Here is a 25021-nt window from a genome sequence, read left to right as displayed (position 1 = left end):
GCGCCGATCCGCTAGAGCAGTCGTCGCAAGCGTGGCTGGCGGTGCCGAGCTGTTGTGCAGCCGCATCGCACGTCGCAACCGGCGGACGACGGCCGCGACCGCAAACGAGGAACCTGTGATATGTGCGGAATTGTCGGAATCGTCGGCCGGAGCGCCGTGGCGGGACAGGTCGTGGATGCACTGCGCCGGCTCGAGTATCGCGGCTACGATTCGGCCGGCATCGCTACGCTGGAGGGGGGGCGGCTGGAGCGGCGGCGCGCCGAGGGCAAGCTGTCGAACCTGCAGATCAAGCTCCTGCAGAACCCGCTGTCCGGCGCCATCGGCATCGGCCACACCCGCTGGGCCACCCACGGCCGGCCGAACGAGACCAACGCCCATCCGCACGCCACCGAGCAGCTGGCGGTGGTGCATAACGGCATCATCGAGAACTTCCGCGAGCTGAAGGCCGAGCTCGCGGCCGAGGGTTGCGTCTTCGAGACCGAGACCGACACCGAGGTGGTGGCCCAGCTCGTCAGCCACCTGATGCGCTCCGGGCTCGGCCCGGTCTCGGCCGTCGAGGCGGCGCTGCCGCGCCTGCGCGGCGCCTTCGCCCTCGCCTTCCTGTTCGCCGGCCGCGAGGATTTCCTCATCGGCGCCCGCCACGGCGCGCCGCTCGCGATCGGCTTCGGCGACGGCGAGACCTATCTCGGCTCGGATGCGCTGGCGCTCGCGCCCTTCACCAACCAGATCACCTATCTCGACGAGGGCGACTGGACCATCCTGACCCGCGACGGCGCCGAGATCCGCGACGCGGCCGGCCACGTCGTCGCCCGCCCGCGCCAGACCATCGCCACGCAGGCCTTCCTGGTCGACAAGGGCAACTACCGCCACTTCATGGCGAAGGAGATCTACGAGCAGCCGGAGGTCGTCGGCCGCACCTTCGCGCATTACGTCGACCTCGCCACCGGCCGCGTCGCCCTGCCGGAGGCGCTGCCGTTCGACTTCGCGAAGATCGGCCGGATCTCGATCACCGCCTGCGGCACCGCCTATTATGCCGGCCTCGTCGCCAAGTACTGGTTCGAGACGCTGGCCCGGCTCCCCGTCGAGATCGACGTCGCCTCCGAGACCCGCTACCGCGAGCCGCCGCTGGAGAAGGGCGGCCTGACCCTCGTCATCTCGCAATCGGGCGAGACCGCCGACACCCTGGCCTCGCTCCGCTACGCCAAGGCGCAGGGGCAGCACACCCTGGCGGTCGTCAACGTGCCGACCTCGACCATCGCCCGCGAGGCCTCGGCCGTGGTGCCGACGCTGGCCGGCCCCGAGATCGGCGTCGCCTCGACCAAGGCGTTCTCCTGCCAGCTGACGGTGCTGCTCTGCCTGGCGCTGGCGGCGGGCCGGGCACGCGGCACCCTCGGCGAAGCCGAGGAGAAGCGCCTGATCGACGAGCTGATCAAGGTGCCCGGCCTGATGGCCGAGGCGCTGAAGCGCGAGGACGAGATCGAGGTTCTCTCGCGCGAGATCGCCAAGGCCCGGGACGTGCTCTATCTCGGCCGCGGCACCGCCTACCCGATGGCGCTGGAAGGCGCGCTGAAGCTCAAGGAGATCTCGTACATCCACGCCGAGGGCTACGCCGCCGGCGAGCTGAAGCACGGGCCGATCGCGCTGATCGACGACGCGGTGCCGGTGGTCGTGATCGCCCCCCACGACGCCACCTTCGAGAAGACGGTGTCGAACATGCAGGAGGTGGCGGCCCGCGGCGGCAAGATCGTGCTGATCGGCGATGCGCGGGGCGCCGACGCCGCCGGCCTCGACACGCTCGCCACCCTGATGATGCCGGACCTCGACCCGGTCGTCGCGCCGATCGTCTACGCGGTGCCGATCCAGCTCCTGGCCTACCACACCGCCGTGGTGCTGGGGAAAGACGTCGACCAGCCGCGCAACCTCGCGAAGTCCGTCACGGTGGAGTGACGGGCGAGCCGCACCGGCCGCAACAACGGGCGAGAGTGCGCCGTCCCGGGTCCGGGGCGGCGCACTCTCGCGTCGGGCGGCCGCCATCAGGGTGCCATGAATTCTTCCGATCCGCTCGATGTCATTTAGCCGGGATTAACCAAGAGGCCCCTCAATACGAGGGCTTAAGGTTGATCCTTTCCTAAACGGCCGTCTCCTCCGGCCCGTCGCACAGGCGCGGGCGGCCGGACGGCGGATCCGTGCGGGACAAGCCATCGAGTACAGGCCGCATGGACCTCGTCGCGTATTCGTCCGGTCGCCTCGCCCCGGCCGCCATCCGTCGTCGCCGCCGCAACCGGCGGCTCCTCGGCATTGCCGCCATGCTCGGGGGCATCGGGGCCGCCGCCGGGCTGATGCCGCGGGAGGACGCCCCTCCGTCGGTCGCCGTGGCCGCGGCGCCCGCACCGTCCGTCCCGGCCGTCAGGAAGGCCGGGCTTGCCCCCGCCCTCTCCCAGGCGGAGCTCGCCTGGATGCTCGCGCCGGCTCCGACCCTGGGACGCGATACGACGGGTTTCATCCGGGAGATTCCGGCCGAGATCGAGCAGCGCCTCGCCTCCACCCAGCCGCCCGCCGCCGACCCGGCCCCGGCCCCGGCCGAGACGCTGCGCCTCGCCGCGGCGGCGCCGCCCGTCCCCGCCCCCTCCGAGGCCGCTCCGGCAGCCTCCCTGCCCCTCGCCGCGATTCCCCTGCCGGTGCCGCGCCCGCCGGAGCTGCGCCCGACGCCGACCGTGCTGGCGACCCGCGCGCCGCGGCGGCCGGTCCAGGCCATGGCTTCGACCCAGAGCGTGTTCAAGGCCGCGCTGCCGGAGGAGCCGTCGCTGTTCGACCGGATCTTCGGGGGAGGGGGCACGAGCGCGCCGTCGCAGACCCTGGCCTATGCCGCGCCGGGCGGCCTCGACCCGAGCCCGCGCCCGCGCCTGAGCGCCAGCCCGGGCATCGCGGTCTACGACATCAGCGCCCGTATCGTGACGCTGCCGAGCGGCGAGACGCTGGAGGCGCATTCGGGGCTCGGGCCGCACATGGACGATCCCCGCGCCGTGCACCTGAAGATGCGCGGCGCCACCCCGCCCGGCACCTACGACCTCACCGAGCGCGAGGCGCTGTTCCACGGTGTGCGCGCCATCCGGCTCAACCCGGTCGGCGGCAGCGGCGCGATCCACAATCGCGTCGGGCTGCTCGCCCATACCTACATGCTCGGCCCGAGCGGCGCCTCGAACGGCTGCGTCTCGTTCCGCAACTACGACCGCTTCCTGCAGGCCTTCCTGCGCGGCGAGGTCCGCCGCCTCGTCGTGGTCCCGGGCAGCGGCGCCAGCGACCTGCCGCGGATCGGCCGGGGCGGTCCGGCCGACCGCGCGACGCGGGGCTGACTCCGCGGGTCGTCCCCCGGGAGCCGTGCTCCCGGGGATCCGATCACGCGCCGCGGCCCACTCGCCCGTCGCTCACTCCCCGTCGATCTTGGCGCCGATCAGCGCGATCGCGCGCTGGTAGACCGGGGCGGCGTTCCAGCCCTGGATCGCCGCGAAGTTCGGCTCGCCGGGCTGATAGCCGGCACCGGCGCGCCAGCCATGGGCCTTGAGGAAGTTCGCGGTCGAGTTCAGCGCAACCGAGGCGTTGTCGAGGCTGCCGCCGGTGCCGTAGTTCAGCACGTTCTTCGGCAGGAACTGGGTGTGGCCGACCTCGCCATGCGCCGCGCCGCGGGTGCCGGCGGTCAGGATGCCGCGGTCGACCAGGGTCAGGGCGGCGTAGAGCTGGTCGGTGAAGAAGGCCGAGCGGCGGCAATCATAGGCCAGGGTCGCCACCGCCGAGAGGGTGTTGACGTTGCCCTTCACCGCGCCGAAGCCGGTCTCCATGCCCCAGATCGCCAGCAGTGGCCCCGGCGGCACGCCGTAGCGCTGCTCGATCGAATCGAACAGGGCGGCTTGCGAGCGCCTCATCGCCCGGCCGCGGGAGATGATCGCCGGCCCGCCGCGCTTGGCCAGGAACTGATCGAGGGAGAGCCTGAAGCTCTTCTGGCCCCGGTCCGCCGCGATGGTGGCGGAGGAGTACGAGGTCCCCATCAGGGCCGAGAGGGCGGCGGGGCTGGCGCGCCCGCGGGCCTCGTCGGCGAATTCCCGCTTCCAGGCCTCGAACCCGGCGGCCGAGTTGCCGCATTGCGCGGCCTGCGCCCCGCCGGCCGCCACCGCGAGGCCCGCGGCGATCAGGGCCCGCCCGTAACCGCTTCTGGTCATCCCACACACTCCCTCGGAGCCGCGCCGCACGCCTCGAGACGTCGGGCCGCCGCGGCTCCCTGTTGACCGGTCATCCATGCCTGCCCGATGGGCGAGGCTACGCTCCCGGCCGTCTGCGGAATCTTTACGGCGGGAGTGCAACTCGCCCGATCTCGGTCCGCCCTGTGAGAGCGTGGCCGGCATCGTCGAGCGGGATGTAGGGTGCCGGCACCGGCGAGAGGAGAAAAGTCCGCGGGCGTGGCCTCGCGGCCACGCCCGTCGTCCGGCAGGTCCGATCCCTCAAGCCCGATCGGTCAGGCCGCGAGCCCGAAGATCGCCCGCGCCTCGGCCGGACTCGCCGGGGCGCAGTCGAGATGGGCGAGCAGGCTCACGGCCTTCTCGACCAGGGCGGCGTTGCTCGGCGCGAGCTCGCCGCGCGACAGGTAGAGGTTGTCCTCGAGCCCGACCCGGACGTTCCCGCCCGCGGTGGCGGCGAGCGCCACCATCGGGAACTCGGCCCGGGAGATGCCGAAGGCCGACCACACCGCGTCCTTGGGCAGGCGGTCGCGCATCTGCAGCAGGGTCTCGGGCGTCGCCGGCGCCCCCCAGGGAATGCCGAGGCAGATCTGGAACAAAGGCGGCGAGTCGAGGTGGCCCTCCGCCAGGAGGTGGCGGGCGAGCTCGATCTGGCCGAGATCGAACACCTCGATCTCGGGCTTCGCCCCGGCCTCGCGGATCATCGCCCCCATCGCCCGCAGATGGGCGGGCGTGTTCATGAAGGCGTGCTCGCCGAAATTCATCGTCGCCACGTCGAGGGTGCAGATCTCCGGCCTCAGGGCCGTCACGTGCCGGGTGCGCGCCTCCGGCGAGGCCAGCGTGGTGCCGGGGCCCGCCACGGCCGGGTCGGGATCGCCGGCGACGTAGCGACCGCCCGCGCCGGTGGTGAGGTTGAGGACGACGTCGGCGTTCCTCTCGCGGATCCGCTCCACCACCTCGCGGTAGAGGGCGAGCTCCATGCTGGGCTTGGCCGTCCGCGGATCGCGGACGTGGATGTGGACCACGGCGGCCCCGGCCGCGGCGGCCTCGAGCGCCGACTGGGCGATGGCCTGCGGGCTCACCGGCACCGCCGGGTTCTTCGAGGGCGTGTCGAACGAGCCGGTGAGGGCGCAGGTGATGACGGTCTTGCGCGACATGGGAACCTCGCTTCAGAGCATGCCGCCGTCGACCACCAGGGTCTCGCCGGTGACGTAGGCCGCGCCGGCGGCCAGGAACAGCATCGCCTCGGCGATGTCCTCGGGCTTCGCCATGCGGGCGAGCAGGGTGCGCGCCACCGATTCGGCCTTGCGCTCCGCCGGCCAGGTCTGGGTCCAGGGCGTCTCGACGAGGCCCGGCGCCACCGCGTTGACCCGCACCTCCGGGGCGAGCGCCCGGGCGAGGCTGCGGGTGAGGTTCACGAGCCCGGCCTTGCTCGCCGAATAGGCGATGCTGGAGCCGCGCCGCCCGAGCCCGGCGACCGAGGCGGTGTTGACGATGGCGCCCCGCGCATGGCGCAGGGCGGGGGCCGCCGCATGCGCGCAGCGATAGGGGCCGATCAGGTTCGTCGCCAGGATCGTCTGCCAGAACTCCTCGGTCATCGCGTCGAGGTCGGTGAACGCGATCGGCACCGTCGAGGCCGGGGTACCGGCGTTGTTGATGAGGATGTCGAGGCCGCCGAGCGCGTCGATCCCGCGCGCCACCATGGCCTCCGCCTCGCCGGGCACCGAGACCGTGCCGGCGAGCGCCCGGACCTTCAGCCCCTCGGATTCGAGCCGCGCGACGGCCTCGGGCCCGCGGGCATCCTCGGCGAGGTGGTTGAGCATCACCTCGGCGCCGCACCGGGCGAACAGCGTGACGGCAGCGAGCCCGATTCCCGAGGCGCCGCCGGTGACGAGCACCCGGCGCCCATGCAGATCCGCTTTGATCATCGACGTTTCCACCCTGCGAAATGTTGTTTCGCGGGAGAGTGGCGGGGTCGAACCGGCTTGTCCAGCTTGGCGTGCGCATCGGTGGGGCGCGGCCGTGCGTCTCGACGATGCTGCCCGGCATGCGATGATCGCCGGTCCGGCGGAGCCCCGCCCGCGGGCGGGGCCGGCCGTCTCAGTATTCCCAGAAGATCCGCTGCAGCTCCTTGGTGTCGCTGGTCTTGGTCAGGGCGACCGCGGCGAGGATCTTGGCCTTCTGCGGGTTGAGGTCGTGGGCCACGACCCAGTCGTACTGGTCGTCGGGCTGCTCGGCGTTGCGCAGCACGAAGCCGTCGCCGACGCGCGACGAGCGGATGACGATCGTGCCCTTGGCGCGCAGGTCCTTGAGGGTGTCGACGGCGTAGCCCGCCACCGAGCCGTTGCCGGTGCCGGCATGCACGATCGCCTTGGCGCCGCCTTGCACGGCGGCCGTGTAGGCGGCCGGGTTCATGGTGCCCGAGCCGTAGACGATCGCGACCTCCGGCAGGGTGTCGATCGCGTCGATGTCGAACTCGGACGAGGTGCCGTGGCGCTTGACCGGCGCGCGGAACCAGTAGGTCCTGCCCTCGACCACCATGCCGAGCGGCCCCCACTGGCTGGTGAAGGCGCTCGGCTTGATGTTGACGCGCTTCGTCACGTCGCGGCCGGACTGGATCTCGTCGTTCATCGTCACCAGCACGCCCTTGCCCCGGGAGGCCGGGCTCGCCGCGGTGGCGACCGCGTCGGCGAGGTTGAGGGCGCCGTCGGCCGAGATCGCCGTCGAGGGCCGCATCGAGCCGACGACCACGATCGGTTTGTCGCTCCTCACCACGAGGTCGAGGAACAGCGAGGTCTCCTCCAGGGTGTCGGTGCCGTGGGTGACGACCACGCCGTCGACGTCGTCCTGCTTCAGGAGCGCCGAGACGCGCTTGGCAAGCTGCACCAGCTGCGCGTTGGTGAAGCTCTCCGAGGCGATCTGGAACACCTGCTCGCCGCGCACGTTGGCGAGCCCCGCGAGGGACAGCACCGCGGCGATCAGCTTGTCCACCGGCACCTTGGCGGCCTGGTAGGTGGCGCTGTTGCTGGCATCGGCGCCCGCCCCCGCGATGGTGCCGCCGGTGGCGAGGATCACCACGTTGGCCTTGGCGGGAGCGGCCGGCGCGGTCGTCGCGGTCGTCGGCATCTCGCGGGCGAGGGCCGGGCCGGCGAGCGGCAGGCTCGCGAGCAGCAGGGCCGCGAGGGCGGGGCGGGTACGGCGCATGGTCGGGTCCTCGAGGGAGGGAATCGGACGGTTCGACCGGGTACCAGCCCCGGCCGTGTCCCGCCAGACGGGCACCGGATGCCGCAGCGGCCCGGATGCGGGACCGGCAACTTTCCGCGGAATCGAGCGTTGTCTGATCACGCGACGCAGAGCGTCCCGCGCCAGCGGATACTGGTCAGCCCCGTTCTCAGGAAATCATCATGTCCGAGCCTCAGGACATTCTCAAGCCGCGCTTCGCGCAGCACATCGATATCCATTGTCCCGACGACCGCGCCTACTGGGCCGGGCAGTTCGGCGTCAGCGGCGACGAGCTGAAGGATGCCGTGAAGATGGTCGGCTCGCGCGTCACGACGGTGGCGGCGCATCTCGGCCGCCAGGCAGCGTGACACGCACACCGTGAGTGACGAACGCCGCGGGCCGGAAACGGTCCGCGGCGCTTCTCGTTGTCGAGACGGGATCGATCGGGCCGGCAGGCGACCCGATCGACCGTCACGCCCGCAACGCCGCCTCGACCCCCGCGGCGATCTCCAGGAGCCGGCGGTCCTGGCCGTGGCGGGCGAGCAGCATCAGGCCGACGGGCTGCGGCTGGCCGGGGATCGGCAGCGAGATGCCGGTGAGGTCGAACAGGTTCCCCACCATCGTGTTGCGCAACATCAGGAGGTTCAGCCGGCCGAACGCCGCGTCGTCCTCGGCCACCGCGGCGATGCTCGGGGCCGGGACCGCGGTCGCCGGGAGCGCCAGCACGTCGAGGGGCGTGAGGCGGGCGTCGCCCGCCTCGATCAGCACGGCGCGCTCGCGCATCATCCGGATGTAGGCGGCGGCGGTCACGGTGCGGCCGCGGGTGATCCGGGCATGGACCCGGGGATCGAAGGCGGCGGCCTCGGCATCGAGCCAGTCGGCGTGGATCTCCGAGGCCTCGACCGCGGCGATCGGGCCGGCCGCCGTCGCCTCGGCCATGCGGGCGAGGAGGTCGTCGAAGGACGCATCGTGGATCCGGGCGCCGGCGCCGCTCAGGGTCGAGAGCGCGGCCTCGAAGGCCTGGGCCACCAGCGGATCGGTTTCGGTGAACAGCAGGCCGCGGGGCACGCCGATCCGCAGGTCGCGCAAGGGGGCGGCGGCGAGCGGGCGGTATTCCTCGCCGGCCATCACGGCGTCGGCGGCCGCGCAGGCCTCGACCGAGCGGGCGAGCGGGCCGATCGAATCGAGCGAGGGCGAGAGCGGGAAGGCGCCGGCAAGCGGCACCCGGCGGGCCGTCGGCTTGAAGCCGACGATGCCGTTGAGCGCCGCCGGGATGCGGACCGAGCCGCCGGTATCGGTGCCGATGGCGATGTCGGAGGTCCCGAGCGCCGCCGAGACGCCGGCCCCCGAGGAGGAGCCGCCCGGCACCCGGCTCGGATCGGCGGCGTTGCCGGGCGTGCCCCAATGCGGGTTGAGGCCGAGGCCCGAGAAGGCGAACTCGGACATGTTGGTCTTGCCCACGATCACCGCGCCGGCCCGGCGCAGGCGGGCGACGACCGGCGCGTCCTGAAGCGCCGCCTCGGCCCGGCGCCGGATCGACGAGCCGGCGGTGGTCGCCTCGCCCTGGACGTCGAACAGGTCCTTGATCGACACGATGGTGCCGTCGAGGGCCCCGAGCGACAGGCCGGCCTTGCGCCGCGCGTCGGCCGCGTCGGCGGCGGCGCGGGCGGCGTCGGGGTAGAGCTTGGTGAAGACGTGGCGGCTCGCCGGCTCCTCGATCAGGGCGAGGCGGCGTTCCAGGTCGTCGCGGACGGTGCTCATCGGGCGGTCTCCGGAATGGGTGCGGGACGGAGGCGGTTCGCCAGCAGGATCCCGCCATTCCACGCGAGGGTGATCAGGAGGGCGAGCGGCAGGGCGAGGGCGGGCCCGAACCGTTCGACCGTGAGGGCGAGGGCGGACAGGGCCGCCACGAAGCCGAGGAGCCCCGGCAGGCTCAAGGTCAGCACCGTGGCGGTCGCCGCCCCGCCGATGCGCGGATGCAGGATCACCGCCAGGCTCACCATCACGACGGGCGCCAGGGCCAGGATCCCGGTCGCGCCCGGACCGGCGAGCCGCCCGGCCAGCACCACCGCGACGACGAGGGCCATGACGATGCCGGCCCGGACCAGGATGTCGCTCGCGCGCTTGCGCCGTGCGGGCACGTGGCCTCCCGTGCGCCAGCGGCGGCAGGCCATGATGCAGCCGACGATCACCCCGACCGCCAGGAGGCCGGCGCCGACGAGGCCGCCGCCGATCCGGGCCAGGCCGAGGACCGCGGCGATCCAGACGCCGAGGGCGCCCCCGAGCGAGAGCGCGACGCCGCGGCGGCGGGCGAGGGCGGCGTAGGCCGCGATGAACAGGGCGGTGGCGGCGACGGCCGGCAGGCTCGCCACCGCGCTCTCGCGCAGGAAATCCGCCTCGTGGTCGAGGGCGAGGAAGGTGTAGGCCGGCCCCGCCGAGATCGGCAGGGTCGCGATCATCGCGCCGACGAGGGGGCCGACCCGCTCGACCGCGAGCGAGGCGAGGACGACGATCCCGGCGCTCGCCAGCATCTTGGCGAGGAGCGCCGCCCAGAAGGCGGCGTCCCCGATCCCCGCGAGCGCGGTCACGGCTGCCATCGCGGGCTCAGGCGACCACGGGCAGCACGGCGATGTCGTAGGCGTGGGTGAGGGTGCGCTTCAGCACCGGGTCCTCCAGCTCCATCTCGAACCGCTCGGCCGGGCGGATGCCGCCGATCGCCCCGAGGGTCCCGCCGAACATCACCGTGCCGGGGGGAAGGTCCGGCCCGCCGGGACGGCGCGCCATGAGATCGCCCGGGGTACGGAGCGCCGTCAAGCGCCCCTCCTGGTACAGGACCCGCTCGCCCGCGATGGTGGCGTAGGCCCGCAGCACCAGGTCGTCCCAGTGCGGCGCGACCTCGTCGAGGCGCCACAGGCCGGTGCCGACCGGCTTGCCGCAGAGCTGCTTGGAGAGCGCGATGCCGACCGTCTCGGCCTTGCGGTCGGTATGGTCGGAGCCGAGCCCGAGCCACAGCCCGTCGGCGAGCGACACGATCACCGGCTCGGCCTCGCCCGAGGAATCCGGCCCGAGCACCTCGAGGCGGGGCGCTTGCGTCAGCGTGGCGGCGGCGGCGCGGTAATAGACCGGGACCGAGGAGGGCGGCGGCACGCCGATCGCCGCCAGTTCGTCGATGTGGTGACGGATCGCCGCCTCGTCCCGCCCGGCCCAGCCGGCGATGACCAAGGATTCGGGGGTGAGCGCGATCACGTCCCGGCGGCCGGCGGCCTCGCGATGGAAGGTCAGCATGGTGAAATCCTATTATGTAATCTTTGTGTTTTATCTGTTCCGAAATCAGTAGAGCGCGGGATCCCCTCTCCCGTGTGGGAGAGGGGTAGGGGTGAGGGTGGCACGCTTCTGCGTCAAGCTCGAAGCGTCGTGCTGGCAGCGGGACGGCCCGTGTCTTCTTCGGAACCGTAGCACCCTCACCCCCGGCCCCTCTCCCACACGGGAGAGGGGAGAAGCGCTTTACTTTCCTTCGACCAGATCGAGCCGAAACCACGTCACTCCGCCGGCGCCAGATCGGCCGAGGTCCCCTCGCGCCAGCGGGCGAAGCCCAGCACCAGCAGACCCGCCAGCAGCTCGAACCCGGCGACGACGTAGAGCCCGTTGCTCGACGTGCCGGTGAGCGTGTTCGACAGCCCGACCACGTAGGGCGCGACGAAGCCCGCGAGGTTGCCGATCGAGTTGATCGCCGCGATGGCGCCGGCCGCCGCGGTGCCGGCGAGGAAGGTCTGCGGCAGCGACCAGAAGACCGGGAACGCCGCCAGGATGCCGACCGCCGCGACCGTGAGCGCCAGGAAGGCGAGCACCGCGTGGCCGATGAGTGCGCCGGTAGCGGCGAGACCCGCCGCCGCGATCAGGCTGGCGACCGCGCAATGCAGCCGGCGCTCGCCGGTGCGGTCGGAATGCGCGCCGGTCCACACCATCGCGATCGTGCCGGCGATGAACGGCACCGCGGCGAGGAAGCCGATGGCGATCGCCCCCTGCACGCCGATCTCCTTGATGATCGAGGGCGTCCAGAACGCGATCGTGGCGTTGCCGCTGACGATGCAGAAGTAGATCAGCGCGCAGAGCCAGACCCGGCCGTCGCGGAGCGCCGCCTTGAAGCTCGCCTCCTTGCCCGCCGCCCGGCCCTCGGCCTCGACGATCGCGCTCATCGCGGCGGCGACCTTCGGCGAGAGCCAGCCTGCGTCCTTCGGCCGGTCGGGCAGGAAGGCCAGGACCGCGGCGCCCGCGACCAGCGACGGGATGCCCTCGAGGATGAACAGCCACTGCCAGTTGGCCAGCCCCGAGACGCCGCCCATCGTGCCCATGATCAGCCCGGCGAGCGGCCCGCCGACCACGCCCGCGATCGCGAACGAGGTCATGAACAGCCCGTTGATGCGCGAGCGCTTCGCGCTCGGGAACCAGTAGGTGAGGTACAGCACGACGCCCGGGAAGAACCCGGCCTCGAACACCCCGAGCAGGAAGCGGATGGCGTAGAACGCCCATTCCGACTGTACGAAGGCGAGGCTCATCGAGGCGAGGCCCCACAGGATGGTGATCCGCGCCAGGGTCTTGCGGGCGCCGATGCGCTCGAGCAGCAGGTTGCTCGGCACCTCGAACAGGAAGTAGCCGATGAAGAAGATGCCGGCGCCGAAGCCGTAGACCGCCTCGCTGAATTTCAGGTCCGACAGCATCTGCAGCTTGGCGAACCCGACGTTCACCCGGTCGATCCACGCCAGGATGAACAGGAAGACCAGGAACGGGATCAGCCGGAGCGTCGCCCGGCGGTAGCCCTCGTCCAGTTCGCCCTGGCCCAATGCGTGCGCGCTCAACTCGTCCACCCTCGTCATCGCTCTTCTCCTGCGGTCCGCGAACCGGCCGCCCGGCGTGTGGTTCTGCAAGTACCATGCCTGTGATATTTCACAAGCCGTTCCAAGCGGAGCGTGCCCCGTGGTAAGGGGGCCGCAGTGGAGCGGAGCGGTGTCGGTGGCCAAAGCGCGTGCAGGTTCGTGCCCAACAGTGTCGCAGAACGAGCGCGCCTACCGGCGCCTCAAGGGCGACATCGTCGCCCTGCGGCTGAAGCCCGGCGACGCGCTGAACGAGGCGGGCCTGTGCGCCGAGCTGGGACTGGGCCGCACGCCGGTGAACCAGGCCCTGCACCGGCTGATGCACGAGGGATTGGTGCGGATCCTGCCCCGCAAGGGCGTGCTGGTGCAGCCGCTCTCGATGGACGAGTTCGCCCACCTGATCGAGGTGCGCCGCCTGACCGAGCCTCCCTGCGCGGCGCTGGCCGCCGCGCGGATCGGGCCGGAGGGGCTGGCGGAGATCGAGGCCGTGCTGGCCGCCAAGCCCGACGACCTCGACGCGATCCTCGATTCGGACCGGCGCTTCCATGCCCTGATCGCCGAGGCCGCCGGCAACCGGGTGCTCGCCGAGGTGCTGGCCGGGCTGCACGGACGCTCGGTGCGGTTCTGGGCTCTGTCGCTCGCCACCGGCCACCATCTCGCCGAGGTCGCCGACGAGCACGCCGCGATCCTCGACGCCCTGCGCCGGCACGACGCGCCGGCGGCCGCGGCGGCGATGACCGCCCATATCGACTCCTTCGCCCGCACGCTCGTCGCGCGGCTGGGGTGACGCCGGGCTTGTCCCGGGGCATAGATGCGCCGCCATCCGGGGAGTCACGCGACCGATGACCGACATCCGCCCCCGCCGCAGCGCCCTCCTGGTGCCGGCCACCGCGACCGCCCTCGCGGCGGCCCGGTCCGAGCCCGCCGACGCCCTGATCCTCGACCTCGCCGATTCGCTTCCCCCCGCCGACAAGGAGGGCGGGCGGGCGCTGCTCGCCGCCGCCCTGCGCGCGGGCGGCTTCTCCGCCGCCGAGCTGGTGGTGCGGGTCAACGGCCTCGACACCCCCTGGGGCGAGGCCGACCTCGCGGCGGTGGCGGAGGCCGGGCCCGACGCGGTACTGGTGCCGCGCATCGAGGAGCCGGAGGATCTCGCCGGCATCGGCAGCCGCCTGCGCCGGCTCCATGCCCCCGAGCGCCTGCGGCTCTGGGCCTGCCTCGACACGCCGCTCGGCATCCTGTCGGCCGAGGCGGTGGCGAGCGCGGTGCGCGACGTCGACGCGCGGCTCGCCTGCCTCGTCGTCGATGCCGGCGCGCTCGCCCGCGAGGGCCGGCTGCCGCCGGGCGCGCCGGAGGCCGGGCCGCTGCTCGCCTGGCTCGCCACGTCGCTCGCCGCCGCCCGTGCCCACGACCTCGACGTGCTGCTCGATCCCGCCGATCGCCTCGATATCGGCCGCGCCCGCGGCCTCGGCTTCGACGGGGCGGTGGTGACCGCGGCCGCCGGCGCGCGCCGGGCGGAGGCGGCCTTCTCGCCCGATCCGGACGCGCTGGCCGCGGCCCGCGCCCTGGTCGCGGCCTTCGACGCGCCGGAGAACCGGGGCCAGGCGGGTCTCGCCCATCTCGGCCGCACGGTCCTGCGGCGCGAGGCCGACGAGGCGCGCCGGCTCGTGGCGCTCGCCGAGGCGGTGGGCGTTCGCCCGGGCGGCAAGGTATGAACAGTCCCGCCATGACAGCCCACGCCGAGAGCGGTCTCGACGTGGCGGTGCGGATCCTCGATCCACGCCTGCCCGGGTGGGGCTTTCCGCGCTGGGGCTCGGCGCTGGCAGCAGGGCTCGACCTCCATGCCTGCCTCGACGCGCCCGCGACCCTCGAACCGCAGGCGCCAGCGGTGCTGATCCCGGCCGGCTTCGCCCTGGCGATCCGCGACCCCGGTTGGTGCGCCCTGGTGGCGCCGCGCTCCGGGCTCGGCCATCGCGACGGGCTGGTGCTCGGCAACACCGTCGGGGTGATCGACGCCGATTACGAGGGCCCGCTGATGATCTCGGCCTGGAACCGCAACCCGCCGGGCACCGCCCCCCTCACGGTCCGGCCGGGCGAGCGCATCGCGCAGCTCGTCTTCACCCGGGTGGTGCGACCGTCGCTGCGGGTGGTCGAGGCGTTTCCCGCGATGGACGGCGCGGCCGAGGCGCGCGGCGCCGGCGGCTTCGGCTCCACCGGGCACGGCTGAGGGCGCGCTTGGACGCGACGGCGCCTCATCCCGCCGGCCCGCACCGGCCGGCCGCGGGCTCGCCGCTGGCGCCGCCGCGCCTCGCGCTGGCGCTCGCCGCGATGGTCGACATCGCGCTCCACGCGCGGCCCCAGCCGGTGAGCGCCAAGGCGCTGGCCGTCCGCCACGCCCTGCCGCCGCGCCACCTCGAGGCGGTGCTGCAGGCGCTGGTGCATCACGGCCTGCTCAAGGGCCTGCGCGGGCCGCATGGCGGCTACGAGCTCGCCCGCGAGCGCCGCCGCATCAGCGCCGGGGACATCGCCCGGGCGGTGCTGGCGATGGGCGCGCGGGAGGAGGGCGGCGAGTCCGGGGGCGGTGAGTCCGGGGGCGGCTCCGGGACTCTCGCCGACCTCGTCGTCGCGCCCCTGGTGGCGGAGGCGGCCGGCGCCTACCTTGCAGCGCTCGATTCGGTCACGGTGGAGGATCTCTGCGGCCGGGCCGAGGCCGCCGCGGTCGCCGGCCCCCGGGCCGGCCCCGATTTCACCATCTAGGGCGCCGCCCGATCGCGCGGCGATCCGGCAGCGCTCCAGGTCTTTGATCTTGCCGCGTTTTCTTCTCGACGAAGCGGTATCCGCCTCGTCGGGCAACGCTCTAAGCACTCCTCCGCCATTCGTCGGTCCGGGCAAGGAAAGCGGTTCGGCACCAAGGATTTACGCAAGGGCACAGCACAACCGGCAGGGTGCCCTGGTGGTGTCGAAGCTTAAAGAATGCTTTATCAAATTGCGGCAGTTTGAGCCATCATCCGGTTCGGAAAGGACATCCGGGGACCATGACCCATGCAGCCGATCCCGCCGTCGTGGTCGTCACGGCCCGGCCCGATCCCGGCGGGCTGACGCGGCTGTTCGCGGCGGGCCTGCCGGTCCTCGTCGTGCCGACGGCCGGCGCGGCGCTGGATGTCCTCGCGCGGCACGCGGCGGATCTCGTCCTGATCGAATCCGGGCCGGGCCTCGACGCGACGGCGCTGATCCGCTCCCTGCGCCTGCGGCCCCACCTCGCCCGGTCCTCGATCCTGCTCCTCGCCGACGGCGACCCGGCCGAGATGCGCCGCCGCGCCCTGGAGGCCGGCGCCACCGACGTGGTGGCGGCGCCGTTCGACGAATCGGACCTCGCCCTGCGCGGCCGCAACCTGATCGCGCTCGCCCGCGCGCAGGGCGCGGTGGAGAGCCAGGCCCGGACGCTCGCCCGCGAGGTCGAGCGCGCGGCCGCCGAGAGCCAGGAGCGCGAGCGCGAGATCATCCGCCGGCTGATGCTGGCGGCCGAGTTCCGCGACGACCAGGCCGGCGACCACCTGACCCGGGTGGCCGGCTGCGTGCTCGCCATCGCCGACGGGCTCGGCCTGTCGGAGGAGGAGGGCAACGACATCGCGCTCGCCTCCACCATGCACGACATCGGCAAGATCGGCGTCGCCGACAGCATCCTGCGCAAGCCCGGGCCGCTGACCGAGCCGGAGCGCTGCGAGATGATGCAGCACGCCCTGCGCGGCTACCGCATGCTGCACGACAGCCCGTCGCGCCTGCTGCGGCTCGCCGCCGAGATCGCGCTGACCCATCACGAGCGCTGGGACGGCGCCGGCTACCCGCAGGGCCTCAAGGGCACCGAGATCCCGCTGCCCGGCCGCATCACCGCCGTCGCCGACGTGTTCGACGCCCTGATCTCGGCCCGGGTCTACAAGCCCGGCTGGCCGCTGGAGCGGGCGCGCCGCTTCCTCGAGGAGCAGTCGGGCTCGCATTTCGACCCGGACTGCGTCGCCGCCTTCCTGTCGCGCTGGGAGGACGTGGTCGCCCTGGTGGAGGAGAGGCCCGCCGACCGGGCGGCGTGAGGGGAGGGGCCCGGCCCCCGCCGGCGCGCCGACGACCGGCGCGGGTGCGACCGCAAGGTTCGGCGATGCGAGGCGCGCCGACGACCGGCGGTCCGTCCGATCAGCAGCGACGCGGCACAGATGTCGCAAAGATCGCCGCGGAGCGGGACGCCATCCGCCATCCCCGGCCGAAGATCGTCGCGCCCGGCGATACCGCACGCCGTTCGGGTCGATCTTGGCGCATGGTCGCGTGGATCGGCGTTGTCACCCGCCTTGAAATGCAATCACTGATTGTTTTTCGATATCGCAACTGAAGCCATCGGCTCTTGATTTCTCAGCTTAGTTTTTACGAACATCCTGCTGATCGATGCAAGGCGCACGTTGCGTGAAGCACGGACCATTGTCAAAATGAAATTTTCGTCGTATTTCTACAATATACGATGATATTAAATTAAATTCTTAAGTATCGAAGGCTGAAACCAATCCTCACCGTACCCGTTATTTTCGACAAAAGGAGACGATCGGGGTTTCAGGAATGCTGTGGAACAGCCGGGTGATGCGCATCCTCATCGGTGTGCTGCTGCTTGGGGCGGCCATCCTGGCGATCTTGCCGGCCGTCACCGGCTATACCAGCCTCGACGGGACGGTGAATGCCCGCTTCACCGTGATCGCCGCGCCGATCGAGGGCGTCGTCTCGGCGACGCCGCCGAAGGTCGGCACCGCCGTCCCCGAGGGCGAGCAGCTCTTCCGGATCAGGAACGAGCGCATCGCCCGGACGGCCGAGGCGCAGCTGGAAGCGGATCTCGGCGCGACCCGCGAGCGGTTGCGCGCACTCGAAGGCCAGATCGCCTCGCTCACCGCCATCAAGGGCGATCTCGCGGGACGGCTGAAGGAGTATCAGCAGGCCAGCATCACCGGCATCCAGCAGGAGATCGTCATCCGCCAGCAGCGGATCACGGCGGCGCAGGCCCAGCAGGTCTCGGCGCAGGCCGACCTCGTCCGCAAGACGACGCTCGGTGCGACCGGCGTCGTCGCCGGCAGCTCCGTCGAGCAGGCCCGGGCCGCCTCGGTGGCGGCCGCGAGCGAGCAGGCGATCGCCAAGGCCGACCTCGAGCGCCTGACCCGGCAGCTGGAGGCGTTGCGCAAGGGCACCTTCGTCGGCGAGGGCCGCAACGACGTGCCGTACTCGCAGCAACGCCAGGACGAGGTCGCGATCCAGCTCGCCAACGTGCAGATGCAGGCCCGGGCCGAGCGCGCCCGCATCCAGCAGCTCGAGCACCAGATGGACCTCGAGCGCGAGCGCAACGACCGGCTCTCGACGGCGATCGTCCGCGTTCCCTTCGACGGCGTGATCTGGCGCAACAACGTGGTGGCCGGGTCGAACGTCGTCGTCGGCAACGAGCTGACGCGCCTGCTCGATTGCCGCGACCTCTTCGTCGACATCCTGGTCAACGAGGTCGATTACGACGACATCCGGCCCGGCGCGACGGCCGAGGTGCGCCGTCTCGGCAGCAGCCAGATCATCCTCGGCACCGTGCTGTCGGTGCGCGGGTCGAGCGCGGCGGTGGAGGAGCTGGTGCTCGCGGCGGTCCTGCCGGAGAGCCGCGGCAAGAGCGCCCGCATCCGCGTCGCCCTCGAACCGAACGCCATGCAGCGCGACTTCGCGAATTTCTGCCAGGTCGGCCGCTCGGTGCAGGTCCGGATCGCCCGCGCCACCCGGCGGCATCAGCTCCTGAACTGGGTGAAGAGCCTATGGTTCAGCATCTCGTAAGCCTCGCCCCGACCCTGGTCGTCGTCGCGTTCTTCTTCATCTTCAGCCTCAACTGGCCGAGGGACAGGACGTGGTCGCGGGCGATCACCTGCCTGTTCGTGCTCGCGGTCGCCCTGCGCTACACGACGTGGCGGTTCTTCGCGACGGTGCTGGCCCATCCGGTCGACTGGAGCTTCGGCTTCGTCTGGACGTGGTTCGTCTTCCTCGTCGAACTCGGCGCCTTCGCCGACATCCTGCTGTTCCTCGTCGCGATGAGCCGCTACGTCGACCGCAGCGCCGAAGCGGACCGGCGCGAGGCGACGTTCTTCACCCGGAGCGCCGCCGATCTGCCGACGGTCGACGTGTTCATCCCGACCTACAACGAGCCGATCGACGTCCTCGAGCGCACCATCGTCGGTGCGCTGGCCCTCGACTACCCGCGCGACAAGCTCACGGTCTACGTGCTGGACGACAAGCGGCGCTCCTGGCTGAAGGAGTATTGCGAGTCGAAGGGCGTCGTCCACGTCACACGGCCGGACAATTCGCACGCCAAGGCCGGCAACATGAACAACGGCCTGACCGTCTCGTCGGGAGAGTTCATCGCGATCTTCGACGCCGACTTCGTGCCCTATCGCAGCTTCCTGCGCCGCACGGTGCCGTTCTTCGAGGACCCGACGATCGGCATCGTCCAGACGCCGCAGCACTTCTTCAACAAGGATCCGGTCCAGTCCAACCTCAGCCTCGAGACGGTGTGGCCGGACGAGCAGCGCCTGTTCTTCGACGAGATGGCGGCGAGCCGAGACGCCTGGGACGTCAGCTTCTGCTGCGGCTCGTGCTCGATCGCGCGGCGGTCGGCGGTCGAGGAGATCGGCGGCTTCCCGCACGATTCGATCACCGAGGACCTGCTCACCACCCTGGCGCTGCTCAACCGGGGCTACAAGACGCGCTACCTCAACGAGCGCCTGTCGATGGGCCTCGCGGCCGAGAACCTGAAGGGCTACTTCATCCAGCGCGGCCGCTGGTGCCGGGGCGGCATCCAGACGATCTACCTGCATAACGGGCCGCTGCGCGGGCCGGGCCTGACCCTGTTCCAGCGGTTCATGTTCCTGCCGCTGTCCTGGCTCGTCCAGTACACGGTGCGCTTCGTCATCCTGGTGGTGCCCGCAGTCTATCTCTGGACCGGTGCGGCGCCGCTCTACTTCACCGGGACGCAGGACATCGTCTGGTACCAGCTGCCGGTGCTGGCCGCCTACTTCCTCCTGATGGGCTGGCTCACCCCGACGCGCTACCTGCCGCTGGTCTCCTCGGCGGTCGGCGCCTTCGCCACCTTCCGCATGTTGCCGGTCGTGCTCTCCAGCCTGGTCAAGCCGTTCGGCACGCCGTTCCGGGTGACGCCCAAGGGGTCCGGCAACGAGGAATCGGAGTTCGACGCCTACACCTTCTTCTCGATCGCGTTCTGGATCGCCGTCACCGCCCTCGGCCTCGTCGTCAACATCGTCCCGGAATGGTCGCGGATCGGCGAGGGCGAGTTCTCGGTCGTCTCGGCCTACTGGGCGGTCGTCAACATCGCGGTCCTGATGGTGGCGGCCCTGATCTGCTTCGAGAAGCCGCGCCCGCTCCTCGACAGCTTCGCGACCGACGAGGCGGCCCGGATCGAGTCCGAGGACGGGGCCCTCGCCGGCCGGGTCACCAGCCTCTCGCTCGAAGGCGGCATCGTCGAGTTCGACACCGCGCCGACCGCGCAGGCCGGCGACGCGGTCATCCTCGAGATGGAGCGCTTCCCCCACCTGCGCTGCACGATCGAGAAGGTCTCCCGCCTCGCCTCGCGCCGCTACGCGATGAGGTTCAGCTACGCCCTCGACGGCGAGTGCCGCGACCGCATGATCGTCAAGCTCTATACCGGGGCCTACTCGCAGGACATCCACGATCTCGACAAGTCCGCGATCGCGAGCGGGCTGTGGTCACGGATGTTCGGCCGTACCGCGCGCGCGACGGCGTGATCCGGGGACCGCTCCCCGGAGAGGACGCCCGGCATCGTCGCGCCAGGACCGTCCCGCCACCTTGACGGGACGCGCCGGTTCCTGAACGAGCGGGGGCTTGCCCGACGTTGGGTCATTCGCGGACGATTCCATGCCCGACCACACGCTTTCTCCGACCCGCAGGACGCTCCTCGGCGGCAGCGCGGCGATGGGCGCGCTCGCCGTCACGGGAGCGGCCTCGCAGACGCCCGCGCCCGCCCCGCGCCGCTCGCGGCTGATCCTGCTCGGGACGGCCGGCGGCCCGACGCCGAAGCCGAACCGGGCGGCGCCGGCCCAGGCGATCGTCGTCGACGGGCACACCTACCTGGTCGATGCCGGGAACGGGACAGGGCGGCAGATGGTGCTGGCCAAGCTGAAGCTCGGCTCGCTCGACTCGGTGTTCCTCACCCACCAGCATTCGGACCACAACGCCGATTACGGCAACGTGCTCCTGCTCGCCTGGGCGACCGACCTCGCCCACCGGGTCGACACCTACGGGCCGCCGCCGCTCGCCCGGATGACGCGCCAGTTCCTCGACCTCAACGACTACGACATCAGGACCCGGATGGCCGACGAGGGGCGCCCGCCGCTCGCCGACCTGATCGTGCCGCACGAGATCACAGGGCCCGGCCCGGTGATGCGCGACGCGCGCGTCACCGTGACGGCGGCCCTGGTCCAGCATCCGCCGGTCGAGCCGGCCTTCGCGTACCGCTTCGACTGCCCCGACCGCTCGATCGTGATCTCGGGCGACACCCGCTACTCGCCGAACCTGATCGCGCTCGCCAAGGGCGCCGACGTCCTCGTCCACGAGGTCATGTACCTGCCCGAGCTCGAGAAGCTGATCGCCACCGAGCCCAACGCCAAGACCCTGCGCGAGCACCTGATCGCCAGCCACACCACCACCGAGGAGGTCGGGCGCGTCGCGACCGAGGCCGGCGTCAAGACGCTGGTCCTGTCGCATTTCGTGCCAGGCGGCTATCCGTTCATCAAGGACGAGGTCTGGCTCGACGCGGTGCGGCCGCACTTCAAGGGCGAGATCGTCGTCGGCCGCGACCTGATGGAACTCTGATCGGGTCGGATACCGCGCCGGGAGGAGTGCTCCGGCGCGGTCGATCCCGTCGCGGGGAGCCTGCGGTCCCCGTTCGCCGCCTCAGGCGTCGGTCACGCCCGCGGCGTCCTGCGCCTTCAGCACGTCCGGCCGCGGCATCGAGATGATGTTGTAGCCCGAATCGACGAAGTGGACCTCGCCGGTGACGCTGCCCGAGAGCGGCGAGAGCAGGTAGAGGGCCGAGCCGCCGATGTCGTCGAGGGTCGCGGTGCGGCGCAGGGGGGCGTGGGCGGCCTGGTGGTTGTACATCAGCCGCGCATCGGCGATGCCGGCGCCGGCGAGCGTCCGGACCGGGCCGGCCGAGAGCGCGTTGACCCGGATCCCCTGCGGCCCGAGATCGGCCGCGAGGTAGCGCACCGAGGCCTCGAGCGCCGCCTTGGCGAGGCCCATGACGTTGTAGTTCGGCATGACGCGGGTCGCGCCGCCATAGGTCAGCGTCAGCAGCGCAGCCCCGGGGCGCAGGCGCTTGGCCGCCCGCTGGGCGATCTCCGTGAAGGAGAAGCACGAGATCACCATCGTGCGGGAGAAGTTCTCCCGGGTGGTGGCGTCGACGTAGCGGCCCTTGAGCTGCGCCTTGTCGGAGAAGCCGATGGCGTGGACGACGAAGTCGAAGCCCTCGGGCCAGGCCTCGTCGAGGGCCGCGAAGGTCGCGTCGACGGAGGCGAGGTCCTCGACGTCGCAGGGGACCACCAGGGAGGAGCCGAGGGTCTTGGCCAGCGGCCCGACCCGGCGCCCCAGCGCCTCGCCCTGGTAGGTGAAGGCCAGTTCGGCTCCCTGGGCCGCCAGGGCCCGGGCGATGCCCCAGGCGATGGAGTGGTCGTTCGCGACGCCCATCACGAGGCCGCGCCTGCCTGCCATCAAACCCGTCACGCCCGATCCTCCACTCAGGCATTTCCCGACGACGTGGAAACCGGTTCGTCGAGGGAAAATGCGGCAACCTCAAAAACGAGAGCATCGCCCGATCGCGACGTGATCGGGCGATGCTCTCGTGTCGGTGGATCGGGCCTTTACGCGGCGGGCGGGCTCCTGTCCACGCCGCGAGGGGAGGGTCAGGCGTCGACGTGCTTGAGCACCAGGGTGGCGTTGGTGCCGCCGAAGCCGAAGGAGTTGCTGAGCACGTGGCCGAGCTTCGCATCGTCCTTGCGGGCGCGCAGGATCGGCATGTCGGCGAAGGCCGGGTCGAGCTCGTCGATATGGGCGCTCTCGCAGATGAAGCCGTTGTTCATCATCAGGAGCGAGTAGATCGCCTCCTGCACGCCGGTGGCACCCAGCGAGTGGCCGGTCAGCGACTTGGTGGCGGCGATCGGCGGGCAGGAATCGCCGGCGCCGAACACCTCGCGGATCGCCTCGATCTCCTTGTCGTCGCCGACGGGGGTCGAGGTGGCGTGCGGGTTGATGTAGTCGATCGTCGCGCCCTTCAGGCCCGCGATCGCCTGGCGCATGCAGCGCACCGCGCCCTCGCCGGAGGGAGCCACCATGTCGTGGCCGTCGGAGGTGGCGCCGTAGCCCGCGACCTCGCCGTAGATGCGCGCGCCGCGGGCGCGGGCATGCTCCAGTTCCTCGAGCACCAGCACGCCGGCCCCGCCCGCGATGACGAAGCCGTCGCGGGCCCGATCGTAGGCGCGCGAGGCCCGCGACGGAGTCTCGTTGTACTTCGAGGACATCGCCCCCATCGCGTCGAACAGGACCGACAGGGTCCAGTCCAGCTCCTCGCAGCCGCCGGCGAAGATGATGTCCTGGCGCCCGCCCTGAATGATCTCGGCGGCGTTGCCGATGCAGTGGTTCGAGGTCGCGCAGGCCGACGAGATCGAGTAGTTCACGCCCCGGATCTTGAACCAGGTGGCGAGCGTCGCCGACGCCGTCGAGGACATCGCCTTGGGCACCGCGAACGGGCCGACGCGCTTCGGCCCCTTGGCGCGGGCGATGTCGGCGGCCTCGACGAGGGCACGGGTCGAGGGACCGCCGGACCCCATGATGATGCCGGTGCGCTCGTGCGAGATCTCGGCCTGCTCCAGGCCGGCATCGCGGATCGCCTGCTCCATCGCGACGTGGTTCCAGGCGGTGCCGCCGCCGTGGAAGCGCATCGCGCGCCGGTCCACCACCTCCTCCGGGTCGAGGGTCGGGGCGCCCTGGACCTGGCTGCGGAAGCCGTGGGCGGCGAAGTCCTCAGCGCGGGAGATGCCCGAGCGCGCCTCGCGCAAGGACGCCAGCACCTCCTGGGTGGAATTGCCGATGGACGAGACGATGCCCATCCCGGTGATTGCCACACGCCTCATGATCGTCGGAACCCTCCGGAGCGGCGCCAGGGGAAGGGGCGCCCGCGGGCGCCTTCGCCACGCGGGTGTCACCTAGGCGCCCGATGCCGTAATCTCAACCGCCCATCGGGGGAAAGGGTCCCGGCGGGCCTCAAGAGCCCGCGTCGGCGGGCTCGTACCGGGCTCGCGGCGGGCGTCAGCCGCCGGCGGCCGCGGTCGCGGCCTGGAACAGGCCGACGCGCAGGTCCTGCGCCTCGTAGATGCGCCGCCCGTCGGCCTCGAGCCAGCCGTCGGCGATGCCCAGCACCAGGCGGCCCTGGCGCACGCGCTTGAGGTCGACGCCGTAGACGACCTTCTTGACGCTCGGCAGCACCTGGTCGCTGAACTTCACCTCGCCGACGCCGAGCGCCCGGCCGCGGCCCGGCGAGCCGAGCCAGCCGAGGTGGAAGCCGACCATCTGCCACAGGGCGTCGAGGCCGAGGCAGCCCGGCATCACGGGATCGCCGTGGAAGTGGCAGGGGAAGAACCAGAGGTCGGGCCGCACGTCGAGCTCGGCCACGACGTGGCCCTTGCCGAAGGCGCCGCCGTCCCGGCCGATCGAGGTGATGCGGTCGAACATCAGCATCGGCGGCAGCGGCAGCTGGGCGTTGCCGGCGCCGAACATCTCGCCGCGGCCGCAGGCCAGCAGGTCCTCGTAGGAGAAGTGCGAGGGCCGGCTCGGGGCGTCGGGGGCGGAGGTCTGGTCGGCGGACATGTCGGGGGCGAATTCCTCGTGCGGGGTGCCGCCGGCGTGCCGGCGAGGAGCCGGCGGGGCGCCGGGATGCGGCGGGGTGGCGCCTCGTTAACACAGGGCCCGGGACTGTTCAAAGCCGGCCGTGGGCCCTAGTCTGTAACGCTTCTGATCTGCGCCCGAACGGCCCCGTTCGGGTTGCGGGGCGGGGGTGGGGCGCCTATAAAGACGGGTAACATTGTCGCCGTCTAACGAGTCGATAGTCCCGCTGATGAACGATCTGTCGCCCCTGCGCGCCGTCCTCGGCGCCCGCGTCCCGGCCCTCGAGACCGGCGCCGCCGGTCAGCGGCGCGGCTGCCCGCTCTCGGAGCTGCGGGACCGGCTGCGCCGCGCCGGCCTGCGCCCGACCCGCCAGCGCCTCTCCCTCGGCTGGCTGCTGTTCGGCAAGGGCGACCGCCACCTCACCGCCGAGATGCTGTACGACGAGGCGATGCGGGCCAAGGTCCCGGTATCGCTGGCCACGGTCTACAACACCCTGCACCAGTTCACCGAGGCCGGCCTGCTGCGCCAGCTCGCCCTGGACGGCTCCAAGGCCTATTTCGACACCAACCCGAGCGAGCACCACCACTTCTTCCTGGAGGAGGAGGGCCAGGTGCTCGACATGCCGGATTGCGGCATCACCGTCGATTCGCTGCCCCAGGCGCCCGAGGGCATGGAGATCGCCGGCGTCGAGGTGATCGTGCGCCTGCGCCGCCGCACCGGCCGGGCCTGACCGCG

General features: G+C 71.8%; 24 protein-coding genes. 13 read left to right on the top strand and 11 right to left on the bottom strand.

The features are described 5' to 3' along the window. Positions 1-120: 120 nt before the first annotated feature. A complete protein-coding gene (glmS, locus tag A5481_RS07200; protein WP_048436762.1) occupies positions 121-1947 on the top strand; it encodes a glutamine--fructose-6-phosphate transaminase (isomerizing) in 1827 nt (608 codons plus the stop codon). Between the two features lie 269 nt (positions 1948-2216). Continuing rightward, a complete protein-coding gene (locus A5481_RS07195; protein ID WP_064503845.1) occupies positions 2217-3353 on the top strand; it encodes a DUF2778 domain-containing protein in 1137 nt (378 codons plus the stop codon). Between the two features lie 72 nt (positions 3354-3425). Here the strand turns inward: A5481_RS07195 and A5481_RS07190 are convergent, their stop codons facing one another. The 4 genes from A5481_RS07190 to A5481_RS07175 form a co-directional block, all read right to left on the bottom strand. Continuing rightward, on the bottom strand, positions 3426-4214 hold the full coding sequence (locus A5481_RS07190) for a lytic murein transglycosylase (protein ID WP_048437524.1): 789 nt from the start codon (positions 4212-4214) through the stop codon (positions 3426-3428). Between the two features lie 293 nt (positions 4215-4507). Beyond that, positions 4508-5386 (bottom strand): beta-keto acid cleavage family enzyme, encoded by an 879-nt coding sequence (locus tag A5481_RS07185; RefSeq protein WP_048437523.1) that lies wholly within the window; start codon positions 5384-5386, stop codon positions 4508-4510. 12 nt (positions 5387-5398) lie between these two features. Further along, positions 5399-6157 carry an SDR family NAD(P)-dependent oxidoreductase gene (locus A5481_RS07180; protein ID WP_048437522.1) on the bottom strand — a complete coding sequence of 253 codons (759 nt, stop codon included), beginning with the start codon at positions 6155-6157 and terminating at the stop codon, positions 5399-5401. A gap of 172 nt (positions 6158-6329) precedes the next feature. Then, the gene (locus A5481_RS07175) at positions 6330-7433 is read right to left on the bottom strand and encodes an asparaginase (RefSeq protein ID WP_048437521.1); all 1104 of its coding nucleotides are present in this window, start codon (positions 7431-7433) and stop codon (positions 6330-6332) included. A gap of 200 nt (positions 7434-7633) precedes the next feature. Here A5481_RS07175 and A5481_RS07170 point away from each other — a divergent pair, with 200 nt between their 5' ends. Continuing rightward, positions 7634-7819 carry a DUF3606 domain-containing protein gene (locus A5481_RS07170; protein WP_048437520.1) on the top strand — a complete coding sequence of 62 codons (186 nt, stop codon included), beginning with the start codon at positions 7634-7636 and terminating at the stop codon, positions 7817-7819. A 103-nt stretch (positions 7820-7922) separates the two neighbouring features. Here A5481_RS07170 and A5481_RS07165 read toward each other — a convergent pair whose 3' ends face one another. From A5481_RS07165 to A5481_RS07150, 4 genes are all read right to left on the bottom strand, one after another. Next, complete coding sequence (locus A5481_RS07165; RefSeq protein ID WP_048437519.1) at positions 7923-9212, bottom strand: amidase; 1290 nt, start codon at positions 9210-9212, stop codon at positions 7923-7925. Further along, on the bottom strand, positions 9209-10048 hold the full coding sequence (locus A5481_RS07160) for a hypothetical protein (RefSeq protein ID WP_048437518.1): 840 nt from the start codon (positions 10046-10048) through the stop codon (positions 9209-9211). The genes A5481_RS07165 and A5481_RS07160 overlap by 4 nt, the downstream gene beginning before the upstream one ends. Before the next feature lie 7 nt (positions 10049-10055). Next, a complete protein-coding gene (locus tag A5481_RS07155) occupies positions 10056-10736 on the bottom strand; it encodes a DUF2848 domain-containing protein (RefSeq protein WP_048437517.1) in 681 nt (226 codons plus the stop codon). 254 nt (positions 10737-10990) lie between these two features. Continuing rightward, on the bottom strand, positions 10991-12325 hold the full coding sequence (locus A5481_RS07150) for an MFS transporter (RefSeq protein ID WP_048437516.1): 1335 nt from the start codon (positions 12323-12325) through the stop codon (positions 10991-10993). Between the two features lie 169 nt (positions 12326-12494). Between A5481_RS07150 and A5481_RS07145 the strand changes: the two genes are divergently transcribed. The 9 genes from A5481_RS07145 to A5481_RS07110 all read left to right on the top strand — a co-directional run bounded on the left by A5481_RS07145 (position 12495) and on the right by A5481_RS07110 (position 21220). Continuing rightward, complete coding sequence (locus A5481_RS07145; RefSeq protein ID WP_245239253.1) at positions 12495-13109, top strand: GntR family transcriptional regulator; 615 nt, start codon at positions 12495-12497, stop codon at positions 13107-13109. A gap of 55 nt (positions 13110-13164) precedes the next feature. Beyond that, a complete protein-coding gene (locus A5481_RS07140) occupies positions 13165-14034 on the top strand; it encodes an aldolase/citrate lyase family protein (protein WP_048437515.1) in 870 nt (289 codons plus the stop codon). Between the two features lie 11 nt (positions 14035-14045). Next, positions 14046-14546, top strand: a complete 501-nt coding sequence (gene dut, locus A5481_RS07135; protein ID WP_048437514.1) for a dUTP diphosphatase — start codon at positions 14046-14048, stop codon at positions 14544-14546. 101 nt (positions 14547-14647) lie between these two features. Beyond that, positions 14648-15076, top strand: coding sequence for an RrF2 family transcriptional regulator (locus A5481_RS07130; protein WP_064503851.1), 429 nt, complete (start codon positions 14648-14650; stop codon positions 15074-15076). Between the two features lie 278 nt (positions 15077-15354). Continuing rightward, complete coding sequence (locus A5481_RS07125) at positions 15355-16404, top strand: HD-GYP domain-containing protein (protein ID WP_064503844.1); 1050 nt, start codon at positions 15355-15357, stop codon at positions 16402-16404. Between the two features lie 65 nt (positions 16405-16469). Beyond that, positions 16470-16697, top strand: coding sequence for a hypothetical protein (locus tag A5481_RS33330; RefSeq protein ID WP_156311781.1), 228 nt, complete (start codon positions 16470-16472; stop codon positions 16695-16697). Between the two features lie 221 nt (positions 16698-16918). Then, positions 16919-18154: an HlyD family secretion protein gene (locus A5481_RS07120; protein ID WP_048433074.1), complete on the top strand. Its 1236-nt coding sequence runs from the start codon at positions 16919-16921 to the stop codon at positions 18152-18154. Next, entirely contained in the window at positions 18136-20133 is a 1998-nt protein-coding gene (locus A5481_RS07115) for a glycosyltransferase (RefSeq protein WP_048433073.1), read from the top strand. Before A5481_RS07120 ends, A5481_RS07115 begins: the two co-directional genes overlap by 19 nt. Before the next feature lie 130 nt (positions 20134-20263). Then, positions 20264-21220, top strand: a complete 957-nt coding sequence (locus tag A5481_RS07110) for an MBL fold metallo-hydrolase (RefSeq protein ID WP_082173018.1) — start codon at positions 20264-20266, stop codon at positions 21218-21220. Between the two features lie 81 nt (positions 21221-21301). Here the strand turns inward: A5481_RS07110 and fabI are convergent, their stop codons facing one another. The 3 genes from fabI to fabA all read right to left on the bottom strand — a co-directional run bounded on the left by fabI (position 21302) and on the right by fabA (position 24268). Beyond that, complete coding sequence (gene fabI / locus A5481_RS07105) at positions 21302-22129, bottom strand: enoyl-ACP reductase FabI (protein WP_048433072.1); 828 nt, start codon at positions 22127-22129, stop codon at positions 21302-21304. Positions 22130-22308: 179 nt separating this feature from the next. Continuing rightward, positions 22309-23535 (bottom strand): beta-ketoacyl-ACP synthase I, encoded by a 1227-nt coding sequence (gene fabB, locus A5481_RS07100; RefSeq protein ID WP_048433071.1) that lies wholly within the window; start codon positions 23533-23535, stop codon positions 22309-22311. Positions 23536-23710: 175 nt separating this feature from the next. Then, complete coding sequence (fabA, locus tag A5481_RS07095; RefSeq protein ID WP_048433070.1) at positions 23711-24268, bottom strand: 3-hydroxyacyl-[acyl-carrier-protein] dehydratase FabA; 558 nt, start codon at positions 24266-24268, stop codon at positions 23711-23713. 247 nt (positions 24269-24515) lie between these two features. Here fabA and irrA point away from each other — a divergent pair, with 247 nt between their 5' ends. Further along, on the top strand, positions 24516-25016 hold the full coding sequence (irrA, locus tag A5481_RS07090; protein WP_048430708.1) for an iron response transcriptional regulator IrrA: 501 nt from the start codon (positions 24516-24518) through the stop codon (positions 25014-25016). The last annotated feature ends 5 nt before the right edge of the window (positions 25017-25021 follow it).

The sequence above is a fragment of the Methylobacterium platani genome (assembly GCF_001653715.1).
Taxonomy (GTDB): domain Bacteria; phylum Pseudomonadota; class Alphaproteobacteria; order Rhizobiales; family Beijerinckiaceae; genus Methylobacterium; species Methylobacterium platani.
Note: the sequence above shows the minus strand (reverse complement) of the source record. Positions and strands in the feature narration are given on the sequence as shown.

Excerpts from the sequence above, each read along its gene's own strand:
- fabB (WP_048433071.1), bottom strand. The coding sequence starts at position 23,535 with ATGAGGCGTGTGGCAATCACCGGGATGGGCATCGTCTCGTCCATCGGC.
- glmS (WP_048436762.1), top strand. The coding sequence starts at position 121 with ATGTGCGGAATTGTCGGAATCGTCGGCCGGAGCGCCGTGGCGGGACAG.
- A5481_RS07125 (WP_064503844.1), top strand. The coding sequence starts at position 15,355 with ATGACCCATGCAGCCGATCCCGCCGTCGTGGTCGTCACGGCCCGGCCC.
- A5481_RS07180 (WP_048437522.1), bottom strand. The coding sequence starts at position 6,157 with ATGATCAAAGCGGATCTGCATGGGCGCCGGGTGCTCGTCACCGGCGGC.
- A5481_RS07110 (WP_082173018.1), top strand. The coding sequence starts at position 20,264 with ATGCCCGACCACACGCTTTCTCCGACCCGCAGGACGCTCCTCGGCGGC.
- A5481_RS07175 (WP_048437521.1), bottom strand. The coding sequence starts at position 7,433 with ATGCGCCGTACCCGCCCCGCCCTCGCGGCCCTGCTGCTCGCGAGCCTG.
- A5481_RS07115 (WP_048433073.1), top strand. The coding sequence starts at position 18,136 with ATGGTTCAGCATCTCGTAAGCCTCGCCCCGACCCTGGTCGTCGTCGCG.
- A5481_RS07130 (WP_064503851.1), top strand. The coding sequence starts at position 14,648 with ATGGTCGACATCGCGCTCCACGCGCGGCCCCAGCCGGTGAGCGCCAAG.
- fabA (WP_048433070.1), bottom strand. The coding sequence starts at position 24,268 with ATGTCCGCCGACCAGACCTCCGCCCCCGACGCCCCGAGCCGGCCCTCG.
- A5481_RS07140 (WP_048437515.1), top strand. The coding sequence starts at position 13,165 with ATGACCGACATCCGCCCCCGCCGCAGCGCCCTCCTGGTGCCGGCCACC.
- A5481_RS07155 (WP_048437517.1), bottom strand. The coding sequence starts at position 10,736 with ATGCTGACCTTCCATCGCGAGGCCGCCGGCCGCCGGGACGTGATCGCG.
- A5481_RS07150 (WP_048437516.1), bottom strand. The coding sequence starts at position 12,325 with ATGACGAGGGTGGACGAGTTGAGCGCGCACGCATTGGGCCAGGGCGAA.
- A5481_RS07195 (WP_064503845.1), top strand. The coding sequence starts at position 2,217 with ATGGACCTCGTCGCGTATTCGTCCGGTCGCCTCGCCCCGGCCGCCATC.
- A5481_RS07165 (WP_048437519.1), bottom strand. The coding sequence starts at position 9,212 with ATGAGCACCGTCCGCGACGACCTGGAACGCCGCCTCGCCCTGATCGAG.
- dut (WP_048437514.1), top strand. The coding sequence starts at position 14,046 with ATGACAGCCCACGCCGAGAGCGGTCTCGACGTGGCGGTGCGGATCCTC.
- A5481_RS07185 (WP_048437523.1), bottom strand. The coding sequence starts at position 5,386 with ATGTCGCGCAAGACCGTCATCACCTGCGCCCTCACCGGCTCGTTCGAC.
- irrA (WP_048430708.1), top strand. The coding sequence starts at position 24,516 with ATGAACGATCTGTCGCCCCTGCGCGCCGTCCTCGGCGCCCGCGTCCCG.
- A5481_RS33330 (WP_156311781.1), top strand. The coding sequence starts at position 16,470 with ATGCGAGGCGCGCCGACGACCGGCGGTCCGTCCGATCAGCAGCGACGC.
- A5481_RS07160 (WP_048437518.1), bottom strand. The coding sequence starts at position 10,048 with ATGGCAGCCGTGACCGCGCTCGCGGGGATCGGGGACGCCGCCTTCTGG.
- A5481_RS07120 (WP_048433074.1), top strand. The coding sequence starts at position 16,919 with ATGCTGTGGAACAGCCGGGTGATGCGCATCCTCATCGGTGTGCTGCTG.
- A5481_RS07190 (WP_048437524.1), bottom strand. The coding sequence starts at position 4,214 with ATGACCAGAAGCGGTTACGGGCGGGCCCTGATCGCCGCGGGCCTCGCG.
- A5481_RS07170 (WP_048437520.1), top strand. The coding sequence starts at position 7,634 with ATGTCCGAGCCTCAGGACATTCTCAAGCCGCGCTTCGCGCAGCACATC.